The organism is Bradyrhizobium sp. NDS-1 (assembly GCF_032918005.1).
Lineage (GTDB): Bacteria > Pseudomonadota > Alphaproteobacteria > Rhizobiales > Xanthobacteraceae > Bradyrhizobium > Bradyrhizobium tunisiense.
Genome location: NZ_CP136628.1, coordinates 6,682,003 through 6,702,604 on the forward strand (window position 1 = coordinate 6,682,003; position 20,602 = coordinate 6,702,604).

Annotated in this window: 21 protein-coding genes; 10 read left to right on the forward strand and 11 right to left on the reverse strand. The window is 65.2% G+C overall.

Features of this window, described 5'->3' with window-relative positions; genetic code table 11:
• Positions 1 to 21: 21 nt before the first annotated feature.
• The 6 genes from RX330_RS31160 to RX330_RS31185 all read right to left on the reverse strand — a co-directional run bounded on the left by RX330_RS31160 (position 22) and on the right by RX330_RS31185 (position 5,511).
• Positions 22 to 849: a TonB family protein gene (locus RX330_RS31160; protein ID WP_317241037.1), complete on the reverse strand. Its 828-nt coding sequence runs from the start codon at positions 847 to 849 to the stop codon at positions 22 to 24.
• Entirely contained in the window at positions 849 to 1,289 is a 441-nt protein-coding gene (gene exbD, locus RX330_RS31165; protein ID WP_212088281.1) for a TonB system transport protein ExbD, read from the reverse strand. The genes RX330_RS31160 and exbD overlap by 1 nt, the downstream gene beginning before the upstream one ends.
• Positions 1,290 to 1,293: 4 nt before the next feature.
• Complete coding sequence (gene exbB, locus RX330_RS31170; RefSeq protein ID WP_375848409.1) at positions 1,294 to 2,070, reverse strand: tonB-system energizer ExbB; 777 nt, start codon at positions 2,068 to 2,070, stop codon at positions 1,294 to 1,296.
• Between the two features lie 26 nt (positions 2,071 to 2,096).
• On the reverse strand, positions 2,097 to 2,612 hold the full coding sequence (gene hutX / locus RX330_RS31175; protein WP_317241039.1) for a heme utilization cystosolic carrier protein HutX: 516 nt from the start codon (positions 2,610 to 2,612) through the stop codon (positions 2,097 to 2,099).
• Positions 2,613 to 2,642: 30 nt separating this feature from the next.
• Positions 2,643 to 2,978, reverse strand: a complete 336-nt coding sequence (locus RX330_RS31180) for an antibiotic biosynthesis monooxygenase family protein (protein WP_008546138.1) — start codon at positions 2,976 to 2,978, stop codon at positions 2,643 to 2,645.
• A gap of 133 nt (positions 2,979 to 3,111) precedes the next feature.
• Positions 3,112 to 5,511, reverse strand: a complete 2,400-nt coding sequence (locus RX330_RS31185) for a TonB-dependent hemoglobin/transferrin/lactoferrin family receptor (protein ID WP_317244004.1) — start codon at positions 5,509 to 5,511, stop codon at positions 3,112 to 3,114.
• A gap of 261 nt (positions 5,512 to 5,772) precedes the next feature.
• Between RX330_RS31185 and RX330_RS31190 the strand changes: the two genes are divergently transcribed.
• Genes RX330_RS31190 through RX330_RS31205 form a run of 4 tightly spaced genes read left to right on the forward strand, consistent with a single transcriptional unit; the run spans position 5,773 to position 8,827 of the window.
• Positions 5,773 to 5,979, forward strand: a complete 207-nt coding sequence (locus RX330_RS31190; protein WP_375848405.1) for a hemin uptake protein HemP — start codon at positions 5,773 to 5,775, stop codon at positions 5,977 to 5,979.
• A 6-nt stretch (positions 5,980 to 5,985) separates the two neighbouring features.
• Positions 5,986 to 6,939, forward strand: a complete 954-nt coding sequence (locus tag RX330_RS31195; RefSeq protein WP_212088274.1) for a hemin ABC transporter substrate-binding protein — start codon at positions 5,986 to 5,988, stop codon at positions 6,937 to 6,939.
• Positions 6,936 to 8,027, forward strand: a complete 1,092-nt coding sequence (locus RX330_RS31200; RefSeq protein WP_317241040.1) for a FecCD family ABC transporter permease — start codon at positions 6,936 to 6,938, stop codon at positions 8,025 to 8,027. Before RX330_RS31195 ends, RX330_RS31200 begins: the two co-directional genes overlap by 4 nt.
• Positions 8,024 to 8,827: a heme ABC transporter ATP-binding protein gene (locus RX330_RS31205; protein WP_317241041.1), complete on the forward strand. Its 804-nt coding sequence runs from the start codon at positions 8,024 to 8,026 to the stop codon at positions 8,825 to 8,827. Before RX330_RS31200 ends, RX330_RS31205 begins: the two co-directional genes overlap by 4 nt.
• Positions 8,828 to 8,939: 112 nt before the next feature.
• On the opposite strand, the gene RX330_RS31210 is transcribed toward RX330_RS31205, so the two are convergent.
• Together RX330_RS31210 and RX330_RS31215 are read right to left on the reverse strand one after the other, a co-directional pair.
• Positions 8,940 to 10,616 carry a mucoidy inhibitor MuiA family protein gene (locus RX330_RS31210; RefSeq protein WP_317241042.1) on the reverse strand — a complete coding sequence of 559 codons (1,677 nt, stop codon included), beginning with the start codon at positions 10,614 to 10,616 and terminating at the stop codon, positions 8,940 to 8,942.
• Between the two features lie 169 nt (positions 10,617 to 10,785).
• Complete coding sequence (locus RX330_RS31215) at positions 10,786 to 11,406, reverse strand: response regulator transcription factor (protein WP_212088267.1); 621 nt, start codon at positions 11,404 to 11,406, stop codon at positions 10,786 to 10,788.
• Between the two features lie 204 nt (positions 11,407 to 11,610).
• Here RX330_RS31215 and RX330_RS31220 point away from each other — a divergent pair, with 204 nt between their 5' ends.
• Positions 11,611 to 12,642, forward strand: coding sequence for an AraC family transcriptional regulator (locus tag RX330_RS31220; RefSeq protein ID WP_317241043.1), 1,032 nt, complete (start codon positions 11,611 to 11,613; stop codon positions 12,640 to 12,642).
• 2 nt (positions 12,643 to 12,644) lie between these two features.
• On the opposite strand, the gene RX330_RS31225 is transcribed toward RX330_RS31220, so the two are convergent.
• A complete protein-coding gene (locus RX330_RS31225) occupies positions 12,645 to 13,856 on the reverse strand; it encodes an NnrS family protein (protein ID WP_317241044.1) in 1,212 nt (403 codons plus the stop codon).
• A gap of 130 nt (positions 13,857 to 13,986) precedes the next feature.
• On the opposite strand from RX330_RS31225, the gene RX330_RS31230 reads away from it, so the two are divergent.
• Positions 13,987 to 14,697: a Crp/Fnr family transcriptional regulator gene (locus tag RX330_RS31230; protein ID WP_317241045.1), complete on the forward strand. Its 711-nt coding sequence runs from the start codon at positions 13,987 to 13,989 to the stop codon at positions 14,695 to 14,697.
• A gap of 110 nt (positions 14,698 to 14,807) precedes the next feature.
• On the opposite strand, the gene RX330_RS31235 is transcribed toward RX330_RS31230, so the two are convergent.
• Both RX330_RS31235 and hemN read right to left on the reverse strand, forming a co-directional pair.
• On the reverse strand, positions 14,808 to 15,005 hold the full coding sequence (locus tag RX330_RS31235; protein WP_212088255.1) for a DUF1858 domain-containing protein: 198 nt from the start codon (positions 15,003 to 15,005) through the stop codon (positions 14,808 to 14,810).
• Between the two features lie 198 nt (positions 15,006 to 15,203).
• Entirely contained in the window at positions 15,204 to 16,556 is a 1,353-nt protein-coding gene (hemN, locus tag RX330_RS31240; protein WP_317241046.1) for an oxygen-independent coproporphyrinogen III oxidase, read from the reverse strand.
• Between the two features lie 203 nt (positions 16,557 to 16,759).
• On the opposite strand from hemN, the gene RX330_RS31245 reads away from it, so the two are divergent.
• The 4 genes from RX330_RS31245 to RX330_RS31260 all read left to right on the forward strand — a co-directional run bounded on the left by RX330_RS31245 (position 16,760) and on the right by RX330_RS31260 (position 20,548).
• The gene (locus RX330_RS31245) at positions 16,760 to 16,948 is read left to right on the forward strand and encodes a hypothetical protein (protein ID WP_317241047.1); all 189 of its coding nucleotides are present in this window, start codon (positions 16,760 to 16,762) and stop codon (positions 16,946 to 16,948) included.
• A 378-nt stretch (positions 16,949 to 17,326) separates the two neighbouring features.
• Positions 17,327 to 18,424: a copper-containing nitrite reductase gene (nirK, locus tag RX330_RS31250; protein ID WP_317241048.1), complete on the forward strand. Its 1,098-nt coding sequence runs from the start codon at positions 17,327 to 17,329 to the stop codon at positions 18,422 to 18,424.
• Positions 18,425 to 18,479: 55 nt separating this feature from the next.
• Positions 18,480 to 19,358, forward strand: a complete 879-nt coding sequence (locus tag RX330_RS31255; protein WP_317241049.1) for an SUMF1/EgtB/PvdO family nonheme iron enzyme — start codon at positions 18,480 to 18,482, stop codon at positions 19,356 to 19,358.
• Between the two features lie 164 nt (positions 19,359 to 19,522).
• A complete protein-coding gene (locus RX330_RS31260) occupies positions 19,523 to 20,548 on the forward strand; it encodes a Fe(3+) ABC transporter substrate-binding protein (protein ID WP_317241050.1) in 1,026 nt (341 codons plus the stop codon).
• Positions 20,549 to 20,602: the final 54 nt, after the last annotated feature.

The following is a 20,602-nucleotide window of genomic DNA, read 5'->3' on the forward strand; positions in this document are numbered from 1 at the left end:
TGTCGCGGGGGAGGAGCTCCTTCACCTCCCGAAGTTTACCGGGATGTTGATAGGAACCATTGAATATGTGATCTCGGGCGGCATTGCCGGGAACGGTTGGGCTTGACGCATCATCGCTGCGGCCTGGGCGTCAAGCGCCGCAACACCCGACGATCCGCTGACTCGGCTGGACAGGACCTGGCCGCCGCGGCCGAGCGTGAAGCTCAGCCTGACGACGCCTTTCTGACCATTGGCACCGGCCGGATACTGATGAAAGCGCATCAGATGCGCGCGGACGCGCTGGTAATAGGTCGCCATCGCGGATGCGACGGCACCAGCACTCACCGCCGAGGCAAGCGGAGCTTCGCGCTCCGCACGCGGCGGTGCGCTGGTGCGGGGCGCGGGGGGCGCCTCGGACGGCTTCCGGGCATCGGGGCGCACCAACTTGGGCTTGGCCGGCGCCGGTTTCTCGACGGGCACGACTTTCGCGGGCTCGGGCTTCGGCGGAACTGGCTCGAGCTTCTGCTCCGGCGGCGCAACCACATCCGGCTTTTCCTGCGGCGGCGTCGGCGGAATCATGTCTTCGACGGCCTGCTGTTGCACCGGCTCCGGCGGCGAGGCGTCCGCCTGCTGCATCACCGGTCCGGGCGCGATATCGAGCGGTGTTGCCTGCGGTGCCGACGTCTCCGGCGTCATATCGACGAGGACGGCCGGCATGTTGACGCCCTGCTCCGGCACGTGTTTCAGCCAGTTCATCGCCAGCATTGCGGCCGCGATGTGCAACGCCACGATCGCCGCCGCCGAAGCGCCCCAGCGCGCGCCCTCACGCTCGCCGAGCGGCTTATGCAGGGCGAAGGCGTTCGCGGTCATCAGCTGCGTCCGTCGAGGCCGACCAGCGCGACCTTGAGATAGCCGGCGTTGCGCAAGGCGTTCATCACCTCCATCAGGTCTCCATAAGAGACGGCCTTGTCGGCGCGCAGATAGATGCGTTCATCCTTGCGGCCCTTGGTGGCCGCATCGAGCGCCGTGACGAGGCCTTCGCGTGCCATTGTCTCCTCACCGACGGCCACGGTGAGATCCGGCTTCACCGTCACGAAGGTCGGCTTGTCCGGCCGCGGCGCCGGCTCGGCGGCGGTGGCGGGCAGCTCAACGCCGATATCGACGGTTGCGAGTGGGGCTGCCACCATGAAGATGATCAGCAGCACCAGCATCACGTCGATGAACGGCGTGACGTTGATCTCGTGGGTGACGTCGAGATCGCTCGCGTCGCCGCGCGAGCCGAGCCTCGATGCGCCGAGCTTTGCGGCCATGGCCCTACTCCGCCGCCCGCGCCAGACGGAATTGCCGGTGGTCGCGCTGCCGGCTGACCAGCAGCATGAGCTGCGCCGAGGCGTCGCCGAGCAGCGCGCGATAATTGGCGATGCCTCGGACGAGGTGATTGTAGATCACGACCGCGGGGATTGCGGTGACGAGACCAAGCGCGGTGGCGAGCAGCGCTTCGGCGATGCCAGGCGCGACCACCGCGAGGCTGGTGGTGTGGCTCTCGGAGATGCCGATGAAGGCGTTCATGATGCCCCAGACCGTGCCGAACAGGCCGACGAAGGGCGCGGTGGCGCCGATGGTGGCGAGCACGCCGGTGCCGCGCGCGATCTGCCGTGACATCGCAGCCTCCACCCGCTCCAGCCGCAGCGCAACGCGCTCCTGAAGACCATCGTCGAGCACGCCGCCGGACAGCTCCGCCTCCTTCGCGCAGGACTGGATGAGCTGGGCGACCGCATCATGCGCATCGCCGGCCCGTTCGGCCGCCTCTGTCAGCTTGATATTGCCCTCGAGCGCGCGCGTCCGGCGCAAGGCAAGCGCGCCCTTGCGGCGCAGCTCGATGCTCTTGGCCAGCCACACCGTCCATGTCATCAGCGAGGCGACGGCCAATCCCACCATCACAGTCTTCACGACGATGTCGGCACCGAGGAACATGCCCCAAGGCGACAGATTGCGCGGCAACAGCGCCTCGTCGATCGCGAAGGCCGGCGCCGGCGCGAGCGCCAGTGCGATTGTCATGACCACATGCCGAAGCCAAAGATTGCCCTGCATCCCGATCTCCCGACAGATAGAGAAAGCTAAGTGGCCGGCTTTGCCGTAAGACGGTCCGCGAGTTGCCGAAACCGCGCCAACTGATCCGCACGCAGCGCCCGCGTCTCGTCGCGGCCGACGAAAACCTTGAACATGATGCCGCCGTCGGCGTTCACGAAGGCGACGAAGGCCGAAGTCTTCCCCATGAAGGGCCGCTCGACGAAGGCAACGGCCGCACAGCGCTCGTGGCGAAGATGGCCGTGCAATCCCTTCGGCTGCATCAGGTTGAAATAGCCGCGGCCGATCTCGCCCGCGGGAATGCTACCAGTGAACTCGAATATCGCATCGTCCGTATGCACGATCAGCGTGACCTCGCCCCATTCGGCGATGTCCCGCATGGCGGCGGCGAAATGCTCCCCGCCGCCGATGCGCACCATGGAGGACGGCAGCGCCTCGATCACCGCGCGCGGGGTGACGTTGCGCTCGCGCGCAACGTCCTCGATCACCGCACCGGGATTGTCGGCCATATGCGCCTTGAGATCGGCGAGATCGGTGCTCAGCATGTCCGGCTCCCTATCGTGATCAGCCGCGATCTAAGCGGCCGCGTTCGTCTTGCGCTCGGTCAGGATGACCTCGAAGCCTTCGAACTTGGGATGGCCGAGATAGAGGCTTTCGCCGGTCTTGTTGTCGGCGCGGGCATGTGCGCGGCGGAATTCCTCTGAGCGCGTCCAAGCCTCGAAAGCTGCCTTGTCGACCCACACTGTGTGCGAGGAGTACAGCGTGTGATCCTCGAGCACCGGCCCCTTGAGCAAATGGAATTCAACGAAGCCGGCCATGCTGCCGAGATAAGACTCCCGGGTGCGCCAGACGGTCTCGAAGGCGGCTTCCGAGCCGAGCTTCACCTGAAAGCGATTCATTGCGATGAACATTCGATTTTTCTCCTGTGTCTTGTAAATCGGCGATTGCCGGTCGGATATTCTGGAACGTACAGAAGCCACGCTGAGATATCAGCGTGGCTCTGGAGATCAGCGGGGCATTTCCGGAGGACCTCGGGTCCTCTGTTTAGGTACCGCCAAAGTGGTACTTGAGGCCTCCCTTGATCACGAGCCCGGCACCGGCGCTCGCCCATTTCACGTCGTTTTGCGTATCACCCGTGCTGCCGACCGGAATGGCGTAGGGCCGATAGTACTGATTGAGAAGATTTTCGACCGAGAAGTTGAGCGTGAGATCGGGCGTTGGCTGATACTGCGCATAGAAATTCACGAGCTCGTACGAGGTAGCCGGTGTGTAGGTCCGCGGAATGTCGTAGTTCGCAAGCACCGACGTCCACATCACCGACAGAACCAGGGCTCGGTCGAGCAGGCGGACGCCCGCAGTCGTGGTGACCTTCTGCGGCGGGATGCTGTAGAGGCCAAACCCGGTCTGCAGGTTCTTGCCAGTCTGGTAGGTGCCCGACAGGCCGAAGAACCAGAGGTTGGCGTCGTACATCGCCTCGGCCTCCACACCCTGGATGCGCGCCGAGGCGATGTTCTGATATTGCAGGAACGGCAACACCGTGATGCTGGGCGCCGGCGGCGGCCCGGTCGGCACCACGAGCGGATTTCCGTAGGCGACCTGATCGATGAAGTCGCTGACGTCGTTGCGGAAGACGTTGATCTTGCCGCGCAGCGTGTCGCCCGACGTGAAGAGATCGTTCTTCTTGATGTTGAAGCCGATTTCCTTGTTCTTGCCGACCTCAGCTCGCAGGTTTGGATTCGGCACGAAGCAGAAGGTCGAATCCGCGCCCGGCCCCGGCGTGCCCGACGGACAGCGGAAGAACGAATCGTTGACCGTCGCGCCGGAATGCGGCCCGCTGACCAGCGTTTCCGTGATCGAGGGAGCCCGATAGCCTTCGGCGTAGCTGGCATAAGGGGTCACGACCGCGGTCGGAACCAGGGCGACCGTGATCTTTGGCGACAGGCGATCGCCGCCCGACGACGAGGTTGCAGAGGAAAGCTGATAATTGTCGTAGCGCAAGGCGCCGATCACCTCGAGCATCGAGGTGTAATTTGCCTTCCACTGCACGAAGCCGCCGGAGACAGTGCGCTGGCCGCCAGGCGTGGTGACTTCGGCGGTGCCTGTCCTGTCCCGCGTGGAGACCTTGTCCTGGAAAGCGTCCAGGCCATACGTCACCGCGTGGCGCCAGCTTCCGGTGTCGAACCGCGTCGTGTTGTGCACGTCGATACCGATCGTATCGAGCAGATATCCGCGGTTGCTGCCGATGCAACCGGACACGGGATTGCCGGGCACGCCGCCGCAATAGACGGACGGGGTGGCGCTGGTATGTCTCGTCTTGATCTGATCGTTCTCGGTACGATTCCAGTAGATCTTCGCATCCCAGTCGAACCATTGATCGTCCGGCTGCGAGTATTTCCAGCCGAGCGTCGTGGTGTAGTTCTTCACATTGGATGCGTAGATCGACGTTCCGTTCAGATTGTTGGTGCCGTTCGCATTGGTCGAATTGGGATCGCCGGCGCGCCGCGGCGGCTGGCCCAGGCTGTAGATGTCTTCCTGGAAGATGGCGCCGAGCTTGACCTCGTGGCCGTCCGCCGGCCGTACCGTCAGCTTCGCGATGCCGCTGCTGAGCCGATTGCCGGTGTTGGCGACCTCGAAGCCGGTGCCGTCCTTGTAATTCTCCTGCGTGGAGTAGGTGCCGCCCGCGAACACGTCGACATTCGGGTTGACGTGAACGCCGCCGAAGGCCGAGCCGAGCGCGCGGCCATAATTGCTGCCAAGGATGGTCTTGACGTCGACACCCCAGCGCTCGCCCACGCGGACAACGTCCTCAATGTCCTTGGTCCGGAACGATGCCACGCCGCCGATCGCGCCCGAGCCGTAAATATTGGCGGTCGGTCCTCGTACGATGTCGATGCCGCTGATCAGTTCGGGGTTGAGGAAGAAGGACCCGTTGGCGAAGTGGCCCGTGCGCTGGTAATTCTGCCGCGCGCCATCGACGATGACCGCGACGCGGCCGAAATCCTGCAGGCCGCGGATATTGATCGAAGTCGATGGTTCATCTCCGCGATTCTGAACCCACACGCCCGGCACATTATAGATGAGATCGCCGACCGTGCTGGCCTGGCGCCCCTCGATCTGCGCCGAGGTCACGACGCTGACCGGTGCCAGCGCATCCACGGCACGCTCCTCGGTCTTCGTTGCCGCGACAGTAATCGCATCGAGCGTTTGCACGGGCGCTACGCCCCCGGCCTGCGCTCTGGCGTTCATCGCCTCAGGCGTCGCCTGCTGTGCAACAGGCTGCGGCTTGGCCTGCTTGCGCTTCGCCTGCTTCGGCCGCTCCGAGGATGCACTTTCAGTCTGCGGCTCGGCGGTCTGCGCAACACCGCGCTCCGCCGTCATTGCCGCGATTGTCACCACCGACGCGCCCAAAATCAGGACGCGCGAATACCTAGCCCCGTCAGCCATATCAGCCCCAGCCTGCACTTCACTTCTAAATTTGGCGTCTTTGGCTGGCGTGCGTTCGCAACGCGAACGGCTGGCTGGCTAATTTCTCAAGTCTCGGGACAAGTTCCCCGCCGCCATAATTGGTTACGTGGCAACACTCTGACGGTCAATGACATCAGGTTACAGTTTATATCGATTGTAAATTGCAGCCGTTGGAATGCGCTTCGTGCCGCTTATACAACAAGCAGCACTCCAGGATTTAGAAAGCGCATCACACCTCACATGTCAGCAATGTCCGGAGACGGCAACGGCGGCGCGGCAGAGTCGGCAGGAAGCCCTTCTGCGACAACGAGAACCCTCACCATGCGGGGGACCCGGATCGACAGCCGCGAGCTGTTTGCGGCCGAGCGCGAGATCATCATCGCGCATGGTGAGGACAGTTACCGGCTTCGCCTGACCTCGCAGAACAAGCTGATCCTGACGAAATAATCCGTAATGACACTTTGTCGCACCATCGCCAACCTCCTGCTTTCCAGCGGAATCGCGCTCGGGTCTCCCGCGCACGCCGCCGGCATCACAGTGCATGACGCGCGCAATCGCGACGTCGCCGTGACCGATTTCGCACGCACGGTCTCGATCGGCGGCGCCATCACCGAGATCCTCTATGCCCTCGGGCTCGAGAACCGGTTGGTCGGCGTCGACACAACGAGCCTTTATCCGCCAGCGGCGCTGCACGACAAACCCAATGTCGGCTACATGCGCCAGATCTCTGCCGAAGGCGTGCTGGGTCTCAATCCCACCCTGATCCTGGCGATCCAGGGCTCGGGTCCGCGCGAGACCATGGAGATCCTGGAAACCGCGAAAGTGCCGTTGGTGCTGGTGCCCGAGACCTTCACCGAGGACGGCTTGATCGAGAAAATAAAGCTCGTCGGCCATGCCATGGGCGTCGACGCACGCGCCGAGTGCCTGAGCGCCGCGGTCGGCGCCGATCTCGCGCAACTCCGAAGGCTGCGCGCCAAGGTGACCAGGCCGGTGCGCGTGATGTTCGTGATGTCGCTCCAGAACGGGCGGGCCATGGTGGCCGGCCGGAAGACAGCGGCCGACGAAATCATCCAGCTCGCCGGCGCCGCCAACGCCGTCGACGATTTCGACGGCTACAAGATCATTGGCGACGAGGCGATCGCGGCGGCAAGACCCGAATTCGCGCTGTCGATCGAACGCGGCAAGGACTCGCTGCAGGCCGACGCGATCTATGCCCATCCCGGCTTTGCGCTGACACCGGTCGCGGCCAACAAGAGCTTCATCACGATGGATGGGCTCTATCTGCTCGGCTTCGGCCCCCGGACGGCGGCGGCGGCGCGCGATCTGTCCGTAAGACTCTATCCGGCCTTGGCCGGACCGGGCGATGCGTTCACGTCGGCGCTTTCGGCGGCGAATTGCCGGCAATGAGCGTGGCGATCGGCACCGAAGCGCGCAGCCCGGAACGACGCGCCAGCGCAAGACGACGGTCCGCATCGTTCGCAATTCCGCTCCTGATCGCCGTGCTCGCGGTCACCGCGGGCGGCGCGCTGACCCTCGGCGCCGCCGGCATCCCCCTCTCCCGCCTGCCTGCCGCACTCGGGCTATCAGGCGAGAGCACGGCCATGACGAGCCGCGACCAGCTCGTGCTGTGGTCGATCCGCATTCCCCGGATCGCGGCGGCAGCAATGGTCGGCGGCCTGCTCGCTGCGGCCGGTGCGATCATGCAGGGACTGTTTCGCAACCCGCTGGCCGATCCCGCGCTGGTCGGCGTCTCCAGCGGCGGCGCGCTCGCAGCCGCAAGCGCGATCGTCTTCACCGATTCGCGCTTCGGCGAGACGCTTCGCTTTCTCCAGACCGAGCTGCTGCCGCTCGCGGCATTCGCCGGATCCCTGGCCACGACCGTCATCCTCTACGGCATATCGAGCCGATCGGGCCGCACCTCGATCGCGATCTTCCTGCTTGCCGGCGTCGCCATCACCGCCATCGCCAATGCCGGCATCGGGCTGCTGGTGTTCGTCGCCGATGACCGCCAGCTCCGCGACATCACGTTCTGGCTGCTGGGCTCGATGAGCGGCGCGACCTGGACCAAGGCCGCCGTGCTCGCGCCGATCCTCATCATCGGACTTGCCGCCTGTGCCTTCGTCGCACGCGGTCTCGATCTCCTGGTGCTCGGCGAGGCCGATGCCTTTCACGGTGGGGTCGATGTCGAGCGTCTCAAGCGGATCTCGATCGTCATGGTCTCCGCCATGACCGGCGTCGCGGTGTCGATCAGCGGCGTCATCGGCTTCGTCGGCATCGTCGTGCCGCATCTGCTCCGCCTCGTCATCGGACCGACACACCGGCTGCTATTGCCGGCTTCGGTCCTGCTCGGCGCGATCCTGATGGTCGGCGCCGACACGCTGGCGCGCACGATCGTGGCGCCGGCGGAGATGCCGATCGGCATTCTGACCGCGGCGGTCGGCGCACCGGTCTTCCTCGCCATCCTGCTGCGGCAGCGCGGCCTCGCCTCGCTATGAGTGCCGTGATCGAGGCGCGATCCCTCAGCAAGCGCGCCGGCCGCGCGACGCTGCTCGATGGCGTCGGCCTGACGGTTGCGGCCGGCGAGATGGTCGCCATCATCGGCCCGAACGGCGCCGGCAAATCGACGCTGCTGCGGCTGCTCTCCGGCGATCTCCGGCCGAATGCAGGCGAGGTCCGGCTGAAGCAGCGCGACATCGGCAGCTTCACGCCGCGCGAGCTCGCCGCGCGCCGCGCGATGCTGTCCCAGCACATCAACGTCACCTTTCCCTTCACGGTCGAGGAAATCGTGCTGATGGGCGCGGGCGAGCGCAGCGCGCGTGAAGCAGGCTTGCTCGTCGATGCGGCCCTGGACGAGGTTGGCTTATCGCATTTCCGCGAACGGCAGTTGCCGACGCTGTCAGGCGGCGAGCAGCAGCGCACCCATTTCGCCCGCGTCCTGGTGCAGCTCGCCTGCGGCGAAGCCGAGCATGGCCCCGGACTTCTGTTGCTGGACGAGCCGACCTCGAGCCTCGATCTGCGTCACCAGATCGACCTCGTCGAAGCGGCGCGCCGGCGCGCCGCCGGCGGCACGGCGGTAATCGCGATCCTGCACGACCTCAATCTCGCAATCCGCTTCGCCGACCGGCTCGTCGTGCTGGCCGGCGGCAAGCTCGCCGCCGACGGCTCGCGCGTGGATGTCGTCACGCGCGAGATCATCCGCGACATCTTCGAAATCGACGCCGTGGTGCACCGGGACGGCGACGGCGTGCCGTACGTGCTGCCTCAGTCGATGCGGGCGACCGTACCGCCGCGGTGAAGTGCGCTCCCCCGTGTGCGCAGGGCTATGGCTCTCGGTAACAGCCGAGTGCACGCCTCGTCCTTCGAAACGCGCGCTAGAGAGGGAGCGCACCTCATTTGTGGCCAGCAACCTACCCCGCCGGCACGATCACCATGCCCTTGTCCTTCGGCCAGCGGACGCGCCAGGCGAAGTTGATGTCGCGGACCTCGCCGGGCTTGGCGTCGAACGACCATTCCAGCACGCCACGCTTGTCACGGATATCCTTGGCCGTGGGCGGCGTGGTCGCGGGCAGCATCTCGACGACGATGTCCTCGCTCTCGCTGACCGGCAACTGGTCCTCGATCGCGACCTTGATCGGGAAATCATGCCCGTTGCGGATGGTGGTCTTGAACGAACGCTCGTCGGTCTTGGACGTCGTGACCAGCAGGCCGGCCGAGCCTTCGTTGCGCTTGAGCACGGCGCGCTCGATTTTGATCTTGTCGTCGGCGCCGAAGCCGAGCCGCACGATGTCGTCCTTGGCAGAGGCCGAGATCTTGCCGCGTCCGACAAAGACGCCGTCGCGGTAGATCGCGACTTTGCCGGGCAGCAAGGTCGTGTCATCCGTCTGCTTGAAGCTGGCCTCGAGGAAAGCGGTCGGGTCCAACACCGGCGCGGCGCGCGCAGCGAGATCGGCCGGCACGGTCATTGCCGCGATGCGCAGGCTCTTGGCGCCCTCGGCAGCGCCGAGGCTGACGCGCCCCGGAATTCTGAAGGTGGCCTGGAAGTCGCCGATCTCGGCGACTGCCTGCTGTTCCTCGGCGCGTTCGCGCGGTTCGGCCGACTCTGCAACCTTGGCCATCGCGGGCGATTGTGCCTGACGCGTCATCGGCGCAGGCCGCGCCATATCGGAGGCCGCGCCGAGCGCCATTGGCCTCTGCGGTTGCGGATATTGCGCCACGAGCGAGCCCAGCTCCGGCGCGCTGCCGCCGCGGCTGATGCGAACCGTGGAGACGCCGAGCGTGACGTTGGACCAGTCCTCGCCGGTCGATTGCGTGATCTCGGCGCGGCGGACCAGCTCCAGTTGCGGCTTGCGGTCCTTGGCGCCGGTATCGAGCCGGGCGTCGTAGAGCGGCAGCCAGCGCGCATTGCGCACATTGTAGGTGACCCGCAACGTCGCCTTGGTCGCGGCCGGCGCGGCAATGTCCATGCGAACCTCGAGCTTGCTCGCCGGCTTGGCCTTGCGCTCGACTTCGAGTTGGGCGATCTGACGATCGATCTCGCGCAATTTGCGCGTCGCATCACGGATGGCCGTATCGGCGCTCGCAATTTCGTCACCGACCGCCGCAAAGGCCGTGCGCCATTCGGCGATCGGCCGCGCCTCGCCCTTCTCGCCGATGCCCACGGGGGCGGCTTCCGCAAAGTGCTCCGCGAACTTGCGGCGGGCGTTGGCCGAGTCGATCGCGCCTTGCAGGTCGGCGCGCTGGTCGTTCAGAGCTTCGATCCGTTTTTCCAGCTCGGGCAGGTTGACCGGCGCCGCGCGCGGCGGCCGCGCGTCGATCGTGCCGATGACGAGTTTGGCTCCGCCTTCACCCTCGACCCGGATCGAGGACGTATCGAGGGTGAGCGGAAAATCCTTGGCGACGAGGGTCGAGTCCCCGGACGGCAGGTCGACCGTGATGATGCGGCTGACGGTGGCGCCATCGGGATAGACCGTGACGGTATCGATCGCCGAATTGGTGGCCAATTCTGCGGCCCATGACGGCGATGCCGTCGCCATGGTGACCAGAACCAGGCTCGTCGTCGCCAAACATCTTGCGGTGATGCGCATAAAGTCCCTCCTGCCGGTATCGCCGCGCCGCCAGCCGGACGCACGCGATCAAATGCCTCGCCAACATGGTTGGACGCGGCAGGGAAGGAACTGGTTCGATTGGGGTTTCCGTGGGGCACCGCTGCGGCGGCACCAAGGCCGCAGAACGTACGACGATCCCGCGGCGGCCTCACGCCTGGGTCGGCGAGCCCTGGCCGAAGATGCGCCGCAGCAGATCGGTCACGTTCTTCGCACCAGCCTTCTTCAGGATGCCGGCGCGGTAGCCTTCGACCGTCCGCGCGCTCAGATGCATACGGCGGGCGATCTCCTTGTTGGTCAGGCCGGCGGCAAGGTGCTCGAGCACGTCGACTTCGCGCGCTGTCAACGGCTCGCAGCCGGGCAGCCAGCGCTGCCGGCTCGCGCCGGGCTGCGTGAATTCGTCGATGGCGGCGTCGATCCGGCCGACGATGTCGTGGGTGCGGAACGGCTTCTCGATGAAGTCGGCCGCGCCGCTCTTGATGGCGTCGACCGCCATGGCGATGCTGCCGTTCGCCGAGGTCACCAGCACCGGCGCCATGCAGTTTTCCTCACGCAGGCGCCTGAGCATGTCGAGGCCGGAGCGATCGGGCGGCAGTTCCATCAGCACGCAGGCCGGCATCCGCGCCTTTGCCTCGGATAACAGAGATGCACCGTCAGCGAAGCAGATCACCTCATAGGCGCTCTGCTGGAGCGCAGCCGAAAGTTGTTCGCGGGAGGCCGCGTCGGTGTCGATGACGAATACCTCACCCTTGGAAAGCGTGTTTCCCGGCATAATCCCGATCCAGCAATGTCTTGGTCAAATGGCCCGAGACGACAGCGGGCCCCGTCGCCCAGCCGCACCGTCGTGAGCACGGCATTCACGCCAGTGCTTCGGTTTCCCTTATGTATGTTCGGCCCGGTTCCTTGATTTGACGGATGGAGACAGAAACTTTACATTTCGGGACATCTGCGGGAATGGCTGGCAGGAACGGTTCGCATGACCGACCTCGTTCGCAGCGCAGGCTTGAGCTATTACCCGGAGATCGCCCGGTCGGTCGGACTCGATCCCAAACAGATGATGCGCAAGGCCAAGCTGCCGCTGGCCTGCCTCGACAAGCCGGACACCCCCATTGCCGTCGCCGGCCTGCGCCGTCTGCTCGAATTGTCGGCAGAGGCGTCCGGCGCCGAGGATTTCGGCTTGCGTCTCGCCGAGCGCGGCGGCCTGACCAATTTCGGTGCGGTCGGCCTGATCGTGCGCGAACAGGCGACCGTCGGCGAGGCAATCGAGGCGTTCTCGCGCTTCATCCATATCCATCATGACGGCATGCGGCTGGAGGTCGCGCGCGGCAAGCAGACCGTGACCGTCACGCTGCACCTGCGCGGCCGTCAGCCGATCGCGCCGCGTCAGTCGATCGACATGGCGCTCGGCAGCGTCCACCGCATCATCCAGTCGCTGTACGGGCATGACTGGCGGCCGCAGGAGGTTCACCTGCATTATCCGCCGCCGCGTGATCGCAAGCGCTATCGCGACTTCTTCGGCTGCCGCGTCACCTTCAACGCCGAGGACGATGCGATCCTGCTGCCGGCGCACGACATGGAGCGCCGGATCCCGAGCGCGCATCCGCTGATTGCGACTTATCTGCGCAAGCGGATCGAGGCGATCGAGTCACGGCCCGCGAGTTGGGAGGGGAAGGTCGACGAGGTCGTGCGGACTCTGCTCGCCGGCGGCGACTGCACGGTCGAGCGCGTCGCCGAGCATCTGGCCTGCACCCGCCGCACCATCCACCGCCATCTCGCCGCTTCGGGCACCAGTTTCTCGGCCATCCTGGATGCGCAACGCGCGGGTCTCGTGACCCAACTGATCGACGACCCCGACCGGCCGCTGGCCGACATCGCGGTGCAGCTTGGTTTCTCCGCGCAGAGCGCCATGGCGCGCTGGTTCCGCGGTCGATTCGGCTGCACCATCACCGACTGGCGCAAGGGCGTGCGGCCAGCGCCGCCCGATGCGCACTCGGCGACCGCAGCCTGAGTTCAGCGCGCCGGCACGGGCACGCCCATCGTGGCGAGGGCACGCCGCCGGCTGCCGGCAAGCAGCGGGCCGAACGCGACGGCAAATCCGAGGAACGCGATGAGCCAGCCGCAGGCGGCGACGTGCAACAGCACATCGCTATGCGCGGGCAGCACCACGGCGGCGACCCGCGCCAGAGCTCCGACGACGATCGCAGCATAGATTCCCTGGATCGCCGGCGAAGCCGTCAACGCCTGGCCGGTATGGCCGAGACTCGCGCGGGTCATCACGGCGAGCGTCATGGTTCCCGCCGCACCCGCCATCCAGGCGTGGATGCCGGCGCTTGGCGGCAACGTTCCGAAAACAGCCAGGGCATGCAGAATGAAGCCGAACGGCACGAAGACGTAGCCGACATGCAGGATCACGAGCAGCCGCTCGCGGAAAGTGCGATCGCCGGCCCAGCGCGCAAGCCGCACCAGATGCAGCCCGCCGACCAGCGCCATCAGAACACCGGTGACGGCATTCAACGGTGCTGCGACCCACGAGATGAGCGCGAGCGCGCTCAATCCGATCACCGCGCCGTCGAAGCGTCCGAACGGCACCGGGAGCCGACCGGGATTGAACTTGACCAGCCAGTTGCGGGTGAAGCTCGGAATGATGCGGCCGCCGATCAGCGCGATCAGAAGCACGACGACGCCGATGCCGACGCGGACGCTGACATCGGCCGCGCCCTGGTCATGCGCCTCGATATGAAAAGCGACATTGCCGGCGAGCAGAATGGACACCAGCACCACGACGGGCAGGTTGCGCCAGTTGCCGCCGGCGATGATCTCGCGCGCGGCGGCGGCGACGACCAGCGCCAGGAAGGCGGTGTCAACGACCAGTGCAAACGCCCAGCCGACATCGGCCGACAACGTCACCGCGACACGCCCCGCAAGCCAGACGGTCAAGAGCGCCCCCAGCGAGGTGCCCTGGATCGGCAGCCGCCCGGTCCAGTTCGGAATGGCCGTGAACAGGAACCCCGTGATCACCGCCGGCAGGAAGCCATAGAGCATCTCGTGGACGTGCCAGTCGCGCGGCGCGAATGCGGAACTCACCGACAGTTCGCCATAGAACATCGGCAGCCAGGCCAGGATCGCCAGCCCCGCCTGGATCGCGGCGAACAGGAAAAAGGGCCGAAAACTGTTCGCAAACAGCGGCCAGCCCTGAAAGTTGCGGGATCGGGCTCCAGCCATGGGGTCAACTCCAATAAATTTCAAACCGTTGTCTGGAAAAATACTGCCGCCCGGCGGTCCCGTTTTGCGCTATCGCAAACTATCGGACGATCGCAGGTGCCATCACACTCCCCGGTGCCAAGGAGGCAGAATGGCCAAGGTCGACACATCGCTGGTTGCGCATTTGCCGCTGTTTGCCGGGGTCACGCCGGAAGCCCTGGACGAAATCCTGCGTGAGGCCCGTTCGGCGCGTTATCCCAAGAACAGCGCCATCTTCGAGCAGGGCGCGGACGCACAGTCCTTCTTCCTGCTGCTGCACGGCCATGTCCGCGCGGCCAAGACCACGCCGACCGGCGAGCAGATCGTGGTACGCTATGTCGCGCCCGGCGAAACCTTTGGGCTGGCCATGGCGATCGGTGCCGCGCGATATCCGGCGACCGCGATCGCGATCGACGACAGCGTGGTGCTGATCTGGCCGACTTCGGCCTGGCCACGGCTGGTCGAGCGGTTTCCCTCGCTTGCCGCCAACACGCTCCAGACCGTGGGCACGCGCCTCCAGGAGAGCCACACCCGCATCCTGGAAATGTCGACCCAGCAAGTCGAGCAGCGCATCGCCCATGCGCTGCTGCGCCTCGCCAAGCAGTCCGGCAAGAAGCTCGACCACGGCATCGAGATCGATTTCCCAATCAGCCGCCAGGACATCGCGCAGATGACCGGCACCACGCTGCACACCGTCAGCCGCATCCTCAGCGGCTGGGAAAGCCAGGGCCTCGTCGAGAGCGGACGCCAGCGCATCATCCTGCGCGACCCGCACGGGATCGTCGTGCTGGCAGAGCGGAACGCCGACAGCCGGCCGGCGTGAGCCGCCCCGGAACGTCTCCGCCAAGGATAGGGGTGAGGGCGCTTCCGCTTACGGCGAAAGCCCTCCCTCACCCGGGACTCCACGCGCGCCCGCACGAAGTCCGGACCACTTCACGCCGGCACGCAATCGTACAACGCGGCGAGGAACTTCTCGCGGTCGATGCCATGCTCGCGGCAGGCGTCATCCACCGTGTGGAAGGTTGCTATCGGGCAACCGACACAAGCCATCCTGAAGGCCAGAAATACGCGGATCGTGTGCGGCGCCGTACGCATGATGTCATCGACCAGATCGTCGGATCCAAAAGACATGGACAACTCCGTTCCGATAAGACGATAGCGGAGGGGAGCGAAGTTTCTTTGTGGAAGCGCAAGCTGGTTGTCATTCCGGGGCGCGCCTCTTGGCGCGAACCCGGAAATCCATCAGCCGGCGGATGACGTACAGAAATGGATTCTCAGATACGCAATTGCGCATCATAGCTCGCGCTGCGCGCGCCCCGGAATGACGAACTACACCGCCCTGCTATGCAGCTGCTTTGCCGGATTGAGATGCGCGTCGAACGCCGCGGCGACGCTGCGAACCAGGAAGCGCGAGTCATTTGCGACCGCGAGGCGATTGCCTTCCAGCCTGACGACGCCGTCGGAGATCAGCGGTTTCAGACGCGCCGCCGAGTTCAGCATCGCTCCCGCCTCCGCGCCATGGCGCGCGCAGATGTCACCGAGGTCGGCACTGAAGTCGCACATGATCCGTTCGATGATGTCGGCGCGCAGCCGGTCGTCGTCGGTCAGCCCATAGCCCTTCGCGGTGGCGAGACGGCCGGCGGCGATGTTCTGCGCATAGGCACCGATCTGCACCTCGTTCTGGACGTAACCCTGCGGCAGATGGCCAATCGCGCTCGCACCGAAACCGAGCAAGACTTCACCCTTGTCGGTGGTGTAGCCCTGAAAATTGCGCCGCAGCGTCCGCTCCTCCAAGGCCACGGCCATGGCATCGCCGGGCCGTGCGAAATGATCGAGCCCGATCTGCACGTAGCCGGCCTCCTTCAACGCGTTGGCGATCGCGCAGGCCTGGTCGTGGCGAGCAAGGCCGTCAGGCAGCACGCCCTCGTTGATCATGCGCTGGTGCTTCTTGAAATCCGGCACATGAGCATAGCCGAACACGGAGAAGCGGTCGGGGGCGAGCGCGAGGCTGCGCCGAACGGTATCCAGGCACGACGCGACGGTCTGGTGCGGCAACCCGTAGATCAGGTCGAAATTGAGCCCCCCGATGCCGGCGCGCCGAAGCATGTCGACCACGGACGCCGTCTGCTCGTAGCTCTGCACGCGGTTGATCGCCCGCTGCACCACGGGATCGAAGCTCTGCACGCCAAGGCTCGCGCGGTTGACGCCGGAAAGCCGCATCGCCTCGACCATGTCGGCCGTCAATGTGCGGGGATCGATCTCGACCGCAATCTCGGCGGAGGGCAGCACGAAGAACTTCTGGCGCATCGTCGCCATCAACTCGGCGAAAGCCTCCGGCGCCATGATCGTCGGCGTACCGCCTCCGAAATGAATGTGCTCCACCTTGATACGGCGGCCGATGGTTTCGGCGGTCAGGGCGATCTCGTTGCGCAGCGTCCGCTGATAGCCGGCGATGAGTTCGTCGCGGCGGACGATCTGGGTATGACAACCGCAATACCAGCACATCTCCCGGCAGAACGGCACGTGGAGATAGAGTGATGCGCTGGCGCCCGCCGGCAGCTCCGCCAGCCACCGGGCATAGGCGCCTTCTCCGATCGCCGGCGAGAAATGCGGCGCGGTCGGATAGCTCGTGTAGCGCGGCAATCGCTCCTCGCCGTAGCTCGCCGCAAGATCAGCTCTCATGTCTTACCCATTCGTAAACTTCCGCCGTGTGCAGTCGTCACGGCAAATCACGGAATACACTCCAATACCCTGCATCCGCAGAGGCGACCTTGCGCTCGCGCAAAGTCGGTCGGGAGGACCGCGGACGTTGCGCTCGCGCAAAGCGCAGCGGCCGGTTCCGGGCCAGACTGAGGCAATTCGCACGGCATCCGGAGCGTTTGCCCATGAGGCTTCTCGCACTCGAACTGATCTTCTCCTTGCTCGACATCCGCGGCCATATCCCGCGTTTCGACGACTTCCGGCCGGCCCCGGTCGCACCGGCCTCGACGGGTGCCGCGCGCGCTCTGGCCGCCGTTATCGCTGCCTTCGCCGCACTGTCGCTGGCGGTCTGGCTCGCCATCCAACTTTTCTAGCCGCGAGTTCGCGAAAGCTCCGGTCGGCGCACAAGGCTCCGGAAGGGCGACGACGGCCGCGCCCGCAGTGGTATCCGAAGCGAGAGATTGTCCAATCATCTCCATGCCGAAACAGCCGCAGCGAACATCCTCGGACCTCGTCGGCGCGCCGCTCCGGTCTAAATCCAACCCGAAGATGCAAACGAATTGCGCCGAGCGCTGATGCGGTTGCGCTCGCGCCCGGCAATCAACGTGACAGCACCTATCCTGCTCTGTTGAGACGCTCGGGCTGTCGAGAAGCTGAATCCGGCAATAGCTTGTCGCAGCGCAAACACTCTTGCCGTAAGAGGCGCACACTGCATCCGTCATCAAAACCTTTTCACATGAAGGATGCTTCCGATGTTCACCCGCAGAGCCGCATTGATCAGCGCCGCCGCGACCGCCTTGATGTTGGCGGCCCCGGCTTTCGCCGCCAGCGATCTCAAGCTGCCGCGGCAGAAGGTGGAGCTGGTCGCTCCGCCCTTCGTGCACGCGCACGAGCAGGCCACGGCGCAGGGCCCCAAGATCGTCGAGTTCAAGATGACGGTCGAGGAGAAGAAGGTCGTCATCGACGACAAGGGCACCACATTCCAGGCGATGACGTTCAACGGCTCGATGCCGGGACCGCTCATGGTCGTACACGAGGGTGACTACGTCGAGCTGACGCTGGTCAATCCCGCGACCAACACCATGCCGCACAACATCGACTTCCATTCCGCAACCGGCGCCCTCGGCGGCGGCGAGCTCACGCTGATCAATCCCGGCGAGGAGGTGGTGCTGCGCTGGAAGGCGACCAAGACCGGCGTGTTCGTCTATCACTGCGCCCCGGGCGGCCCGATGATCCCCTGGCACGTCGTTTCCGGCATGAACGGCGCGGTGATGGTGCTGCCGCGCGAGGGCCTCAACGACGGCAAGGGCCACGCGCTGAAGTACGACAAGGTCTACTATGTCGGCGAGCAGGACATGTATGTGCCGCGCGACGAGAAGGGCAATTTCAAGTCCTACGATTCGCCGGGCGAAGCCTACACCGAGACCGAAGAGGTGATGAAGAAGCTGATTCCCACGCACGTCGTGTTCAACGGCAAGGTCGGCGCGCTGACCGGCAAGAACGCACTGACTGCCAAGGTCGGCGAGAACGTGCTGATCGTGCATTCGCAGGCCAATCGCGACAGCCGTCCGCATCTGATCGGCGGTCATGGCGACTATGTCTGGGAGACCGGCAAGTTCGGCAATGCACCTGAAGTCGGGCTCGAAACCTGGTTCATCCGCGGCGGCTCGGCGGGAGCTGCGCTGTACAAGTTCCTGCAGCCCGGCATCTACGCCTATGTCACGCATAACTTGATCGAGGCCGCGAATCTCGGCGCCACCGCGCACTTCAAGGTCGAAGGCAAGTGGAACGACGATCTGATGACCCAGGTGAAGGCGCCTTCCGAAATACCGGCTCCCAAAACCAACTAGACGCAATGAGGGGCCGGTCACCACCGGCCCCTTTTTTCTTCTTCGGGGAATGACCATGCTGATCGCGTTCAAGCTCAAACTGGCACTCGCTTGCGTCGCCGGACTTGCAGGGCCGATCGCGGTGGCGCCACTGGTCGCGAACATGGCTGTCCACGACACGGCGGCTGAGCCTGCGATCGTCAGGGTCGCGCCGGGCAGCCTGTCCTATCGCGAGGCCGGTGATTTCACGCGCGGCGGGCAGCAGGCGGAAGCGCCGCTACGCGCGCTGCGGATCGACCGGCCACTGCACATCATGCGAAACCAGGTCTCGTCGTCCAGCTATCAGCTTTGCGTGCGGGATGGCGCCTGCCCCGCGCTGGATCGCGACGTGGCGATCGCCGCTGATCGCCCCGCGGTGCAGGTGAGCTGGCACGATGCCGAGGCCTATGCGGGCTGGCTGTCGCGCAAGACGGGCCACCATTACCGCCTGCCGAGCGACGAGGAATGGGCCTTTGCGGCGGGCACCAGGTTTAGGGATGACGGCGTGCCGGTCGACGCGGACGATCCTTCGAAGCGCTGGATCAGCCGCTATGAACGCGAATCCGAACGAGACCTCTCGGACACCACGGCGTACCCGTTCGGCAAGTTCGGCCCGAACGAGCACGGCGTCGAAGATCTCGCCGGCAACGTCTGGGAGTGGACCTCGACCTGCTTCGTGCGGTCGCGGGTCGACGCTTCGAGCAATGCGATCCGTCCGACTGTGAATTGCGGCGTGCGCATCGCCGAAGGTGCCCACCGCGCCTATGTCACCGATTTCATCCGCGATGCCCGCGCCGGGGGCTGCGCCCAAGGCGTGCCGCCCGCCAATCTCGGCTTCCGCCTGGTGCGCGAGGAGACGTCGTGGCTGGTCAGCCTCTCCCAGCGCCTGAGCAAGACGAGACCGGCGAGATCATAGGGGCACCAGTGGGCTCGCTTGACCGCTCATGTCATTAGAACGAGTCTAAAGAGTAGATTGGAATTACTCTAAGCTCATGCCGTCGCGACATCGCGTCGCTGACTTTGCCCCAACGCCTGCGCTACTCAATTCGCATTCAATCGCGCGCCTGGGAGCAGCCTCTTATGATTAATCTTCGCGTCCTCGCCGCGTCTGCGGCGGTGTTGAGCCTGACCACGTTTTTCGTGTCGGAAGCAGCCGCCAATGGCGAGGTCAACGTCTATACCTACCGCGAGACCAAGCTGATCCAGCCGCTGTTCGATGCGTTCACCAAGGACACGGGCATCAAGGTCAACGTCGTCTCCGCAAGCTCCGGTCTGGAGCAGCGCATGAAGGCGGAAGGCGCCAACAGTCCGGCCGACGTGCTGCTGACGGTGGACATCGGCCGCATCGACGAGGCCGTGCAGGTCGGCGTCACCCAGCCGATCAAGTCGGAGGTGGTCGACAAGGTCGTGCCGGCGCAGTATCGGGATCCGGACGGACACTGGGCCGGTATCTCCATGCGCGCGCGCGTGATCTATGCCTCGAAGGATCGCGTCAAGCAGGACAAGATCACCTATGAGGAGCTCGCCGATCCCAAGTGGAAGGGCAAGATCTGCATTCGCTCGGGCCAGCACATCTACAACAACGCACTGTTCGCGGCCTACACGGCCAAGTACGGTGAGGCCAAGGCCGAGGAATGGCTGCGCGGCGTGAAGGCCAATCTCGCGCAGAAGCCGTCGGGCGGCGATCGCGAAGCCGCGCGTGACGTTGCTGCCGGCAAGTGCGACATCGGCATCGGCAACACCTATTACTGGGCGCTGATGATGAACAACGATCCCGAGAAGAAACCGTGGGCGGAAGCGACCCGCGTCGTCCTGCCGACCTTCGAAGGCGGCGGCACCCACGTCAACCTCTCCGGCGTGCTGCTCGCCAAGCACGCTCCCAACAAGGCCAACGGCATCAAGTTGATCGACTGGCTCGTGAGCGAGCAGGCGCAGCAGATGTATGCCGACCAGAACTACGAATATCCGGTTCGTGCCGGTGTCGCCATCAACCCCACCATCGCGGGCTACGGCAAGCTCGGTCCGGATCCGTTGCCGATCGCAAAGATCGCCGCCAACCGCAAGGCTGCGGCCTCGCTGGTGGACAAGGTCGGCTTTGACAACTGATCTCTGGCGACCCTCCTCTGTCGAACCAGTAGAAGCTACGGGGGCGCGGCTTCG

Bases quoted from the DNA above. Each gene is read 5' to 3' on its own strand.
- RX330_RS31235 (WP_212088255.1), bottom strand. From the start codon at position 15,005: ATGTCTTTTGGATCCGACGATCTGGTCGATGACATCATGCGTACGGCG.
- RX330_RS31225 (WP_317241044.1), bottom strand. From the start codon at position 13,856: ATGGCTGGAGCCCGATCCCGCAACTTTCAGGGCTGGCCGCTGTTTGCG.
- RX330_RS31200 (WP_317241040.1), top strand. From the start codon at position 6,936: ATGAGCGTGGCGATCGGCACCGAAGCGCGCAGCCCGGAACGACGCGCC.
- hemN (WP_317241046.1), bottom strand. From the start codon at position 16,556: ATGAGAGCTGATCTTGCGGCGAGCTACGGCGAGGAGCGATTGCCGCGC.
- nirK (WP_317241048.1), top strand. From the start codon at position 17,327: ATGTTCACCCGCAGAGCCGCATTGATCAGCGCCGCCGCGACCGCCTTG.
- hutX (WP_317241039.1), bottom strand. From the start codon at position 2,612: ATGCTGAGCACCGATCTCGCCGATCTCAAGGCGCATATGGCCGACAAT.
- RX330_RS31215 (WP_212088267.1), bottom strand. From the start codon at position 11,406: ATGCCGGGAAACACGCTTTCCAAGGGTGAGGTATTCGTCATCGACACC.
- RX330_RS31255 (WP_317241049.1), top strand. From the start codon at position 18,480: ATGCTGATCGCGTTCAAGCTCAAACTGGCACTCGCTTGCGTCGCCGGA.
- RX330_RS31220 (WP_317241043.1), top strand. From the start codon at position 11,611: ATGACCGACCTCGTTCGCAGCGCAGGCTTGAGCTATTACCCGGAGATC.
- RX330_RS31195 (WP_212088274.1), top strand. From the start codon at position 5,986: ATGACACTTTGTCGCACCATCGCCAACCTCCTGCTTTCCAGCGGAATC.
- exbB (WP_375848409.1), bottom strand. From the start codon at position 2,070: ATGCAGGGCAATCTTTGGCTTCGGCATGTGGTCATGACAATCGCACTG.
- exbD (WP_212088281.1), bottom strand. From the start codon at position 1,289: ATGGCCGCAAAGCTCGGCGCATCGAGGCTCGGCTCGCGCGGCGACGCG.
- RX330_RS31260 (WP_317241050.1), top strand. From the start codon at position 19,523: ATGATTAATCTTCGCGTCCTCGCCGCGTCTGCGGCGGTGTTGAGCCTG.
- RX330_RS31245 (WP_317241047.1), top strand. From the start codon at position 16,760: ATGAGGCTTCTCGCACTCGAACTGATCTTCTCCTTGCTCGACATCCGC.
- RX330_RS31210 (WP_317241042.1), bottom strand. From the start codon at position 10,616: ATGCGCATCACCGCAAGATGTTTGGCGACGACGAGCCTGGTTCTGGTC.
- RX330_RS31180 (WP_008546138.1), bottom strand. From the start codon at position 2,978: ATGTTCATCGCAATGAATCGCTTTCAGGTGAAGCTCGGCTCGGAAGCC.
- RX330_RS31185 (WP_317244004.1), bottom strand. From the start codon at position 5,511: ATGGCTGACGGGGCTAGGTATTCGCGCGTCCTGATTTTGGGCGCGTCG.
- RX330_RS31160 (WP_317241037.1), bottom strand. From the start codon at position 849: ATGACCGCGAACGCCTTCGCCCTGCATAAGCCGCTCGGCGAGCGTGAG.
- RX330_RS31230 (WP_317241045.1), top strand. From the start codon at position 13,987: ATGGCCAAGGTCGACACATCGCTGGTTGCGCATTTGCCGCTGTTTGCC.
- RX330_RS31190 (WP_375848405.1), top strand. From the start codon at position 5,773: ATGTCAGCAATGTCCGGAGACGGCAACGGCGGCGCGGCAGAGTCGGCA.
- RX330_RS31205 (WP_317241041.1), top strand. From the start codon at position 8,024: ATGAGTGCCGTGATCGAGGCGCGATCCCTCAGCAAGCGCGCCGGCCGC.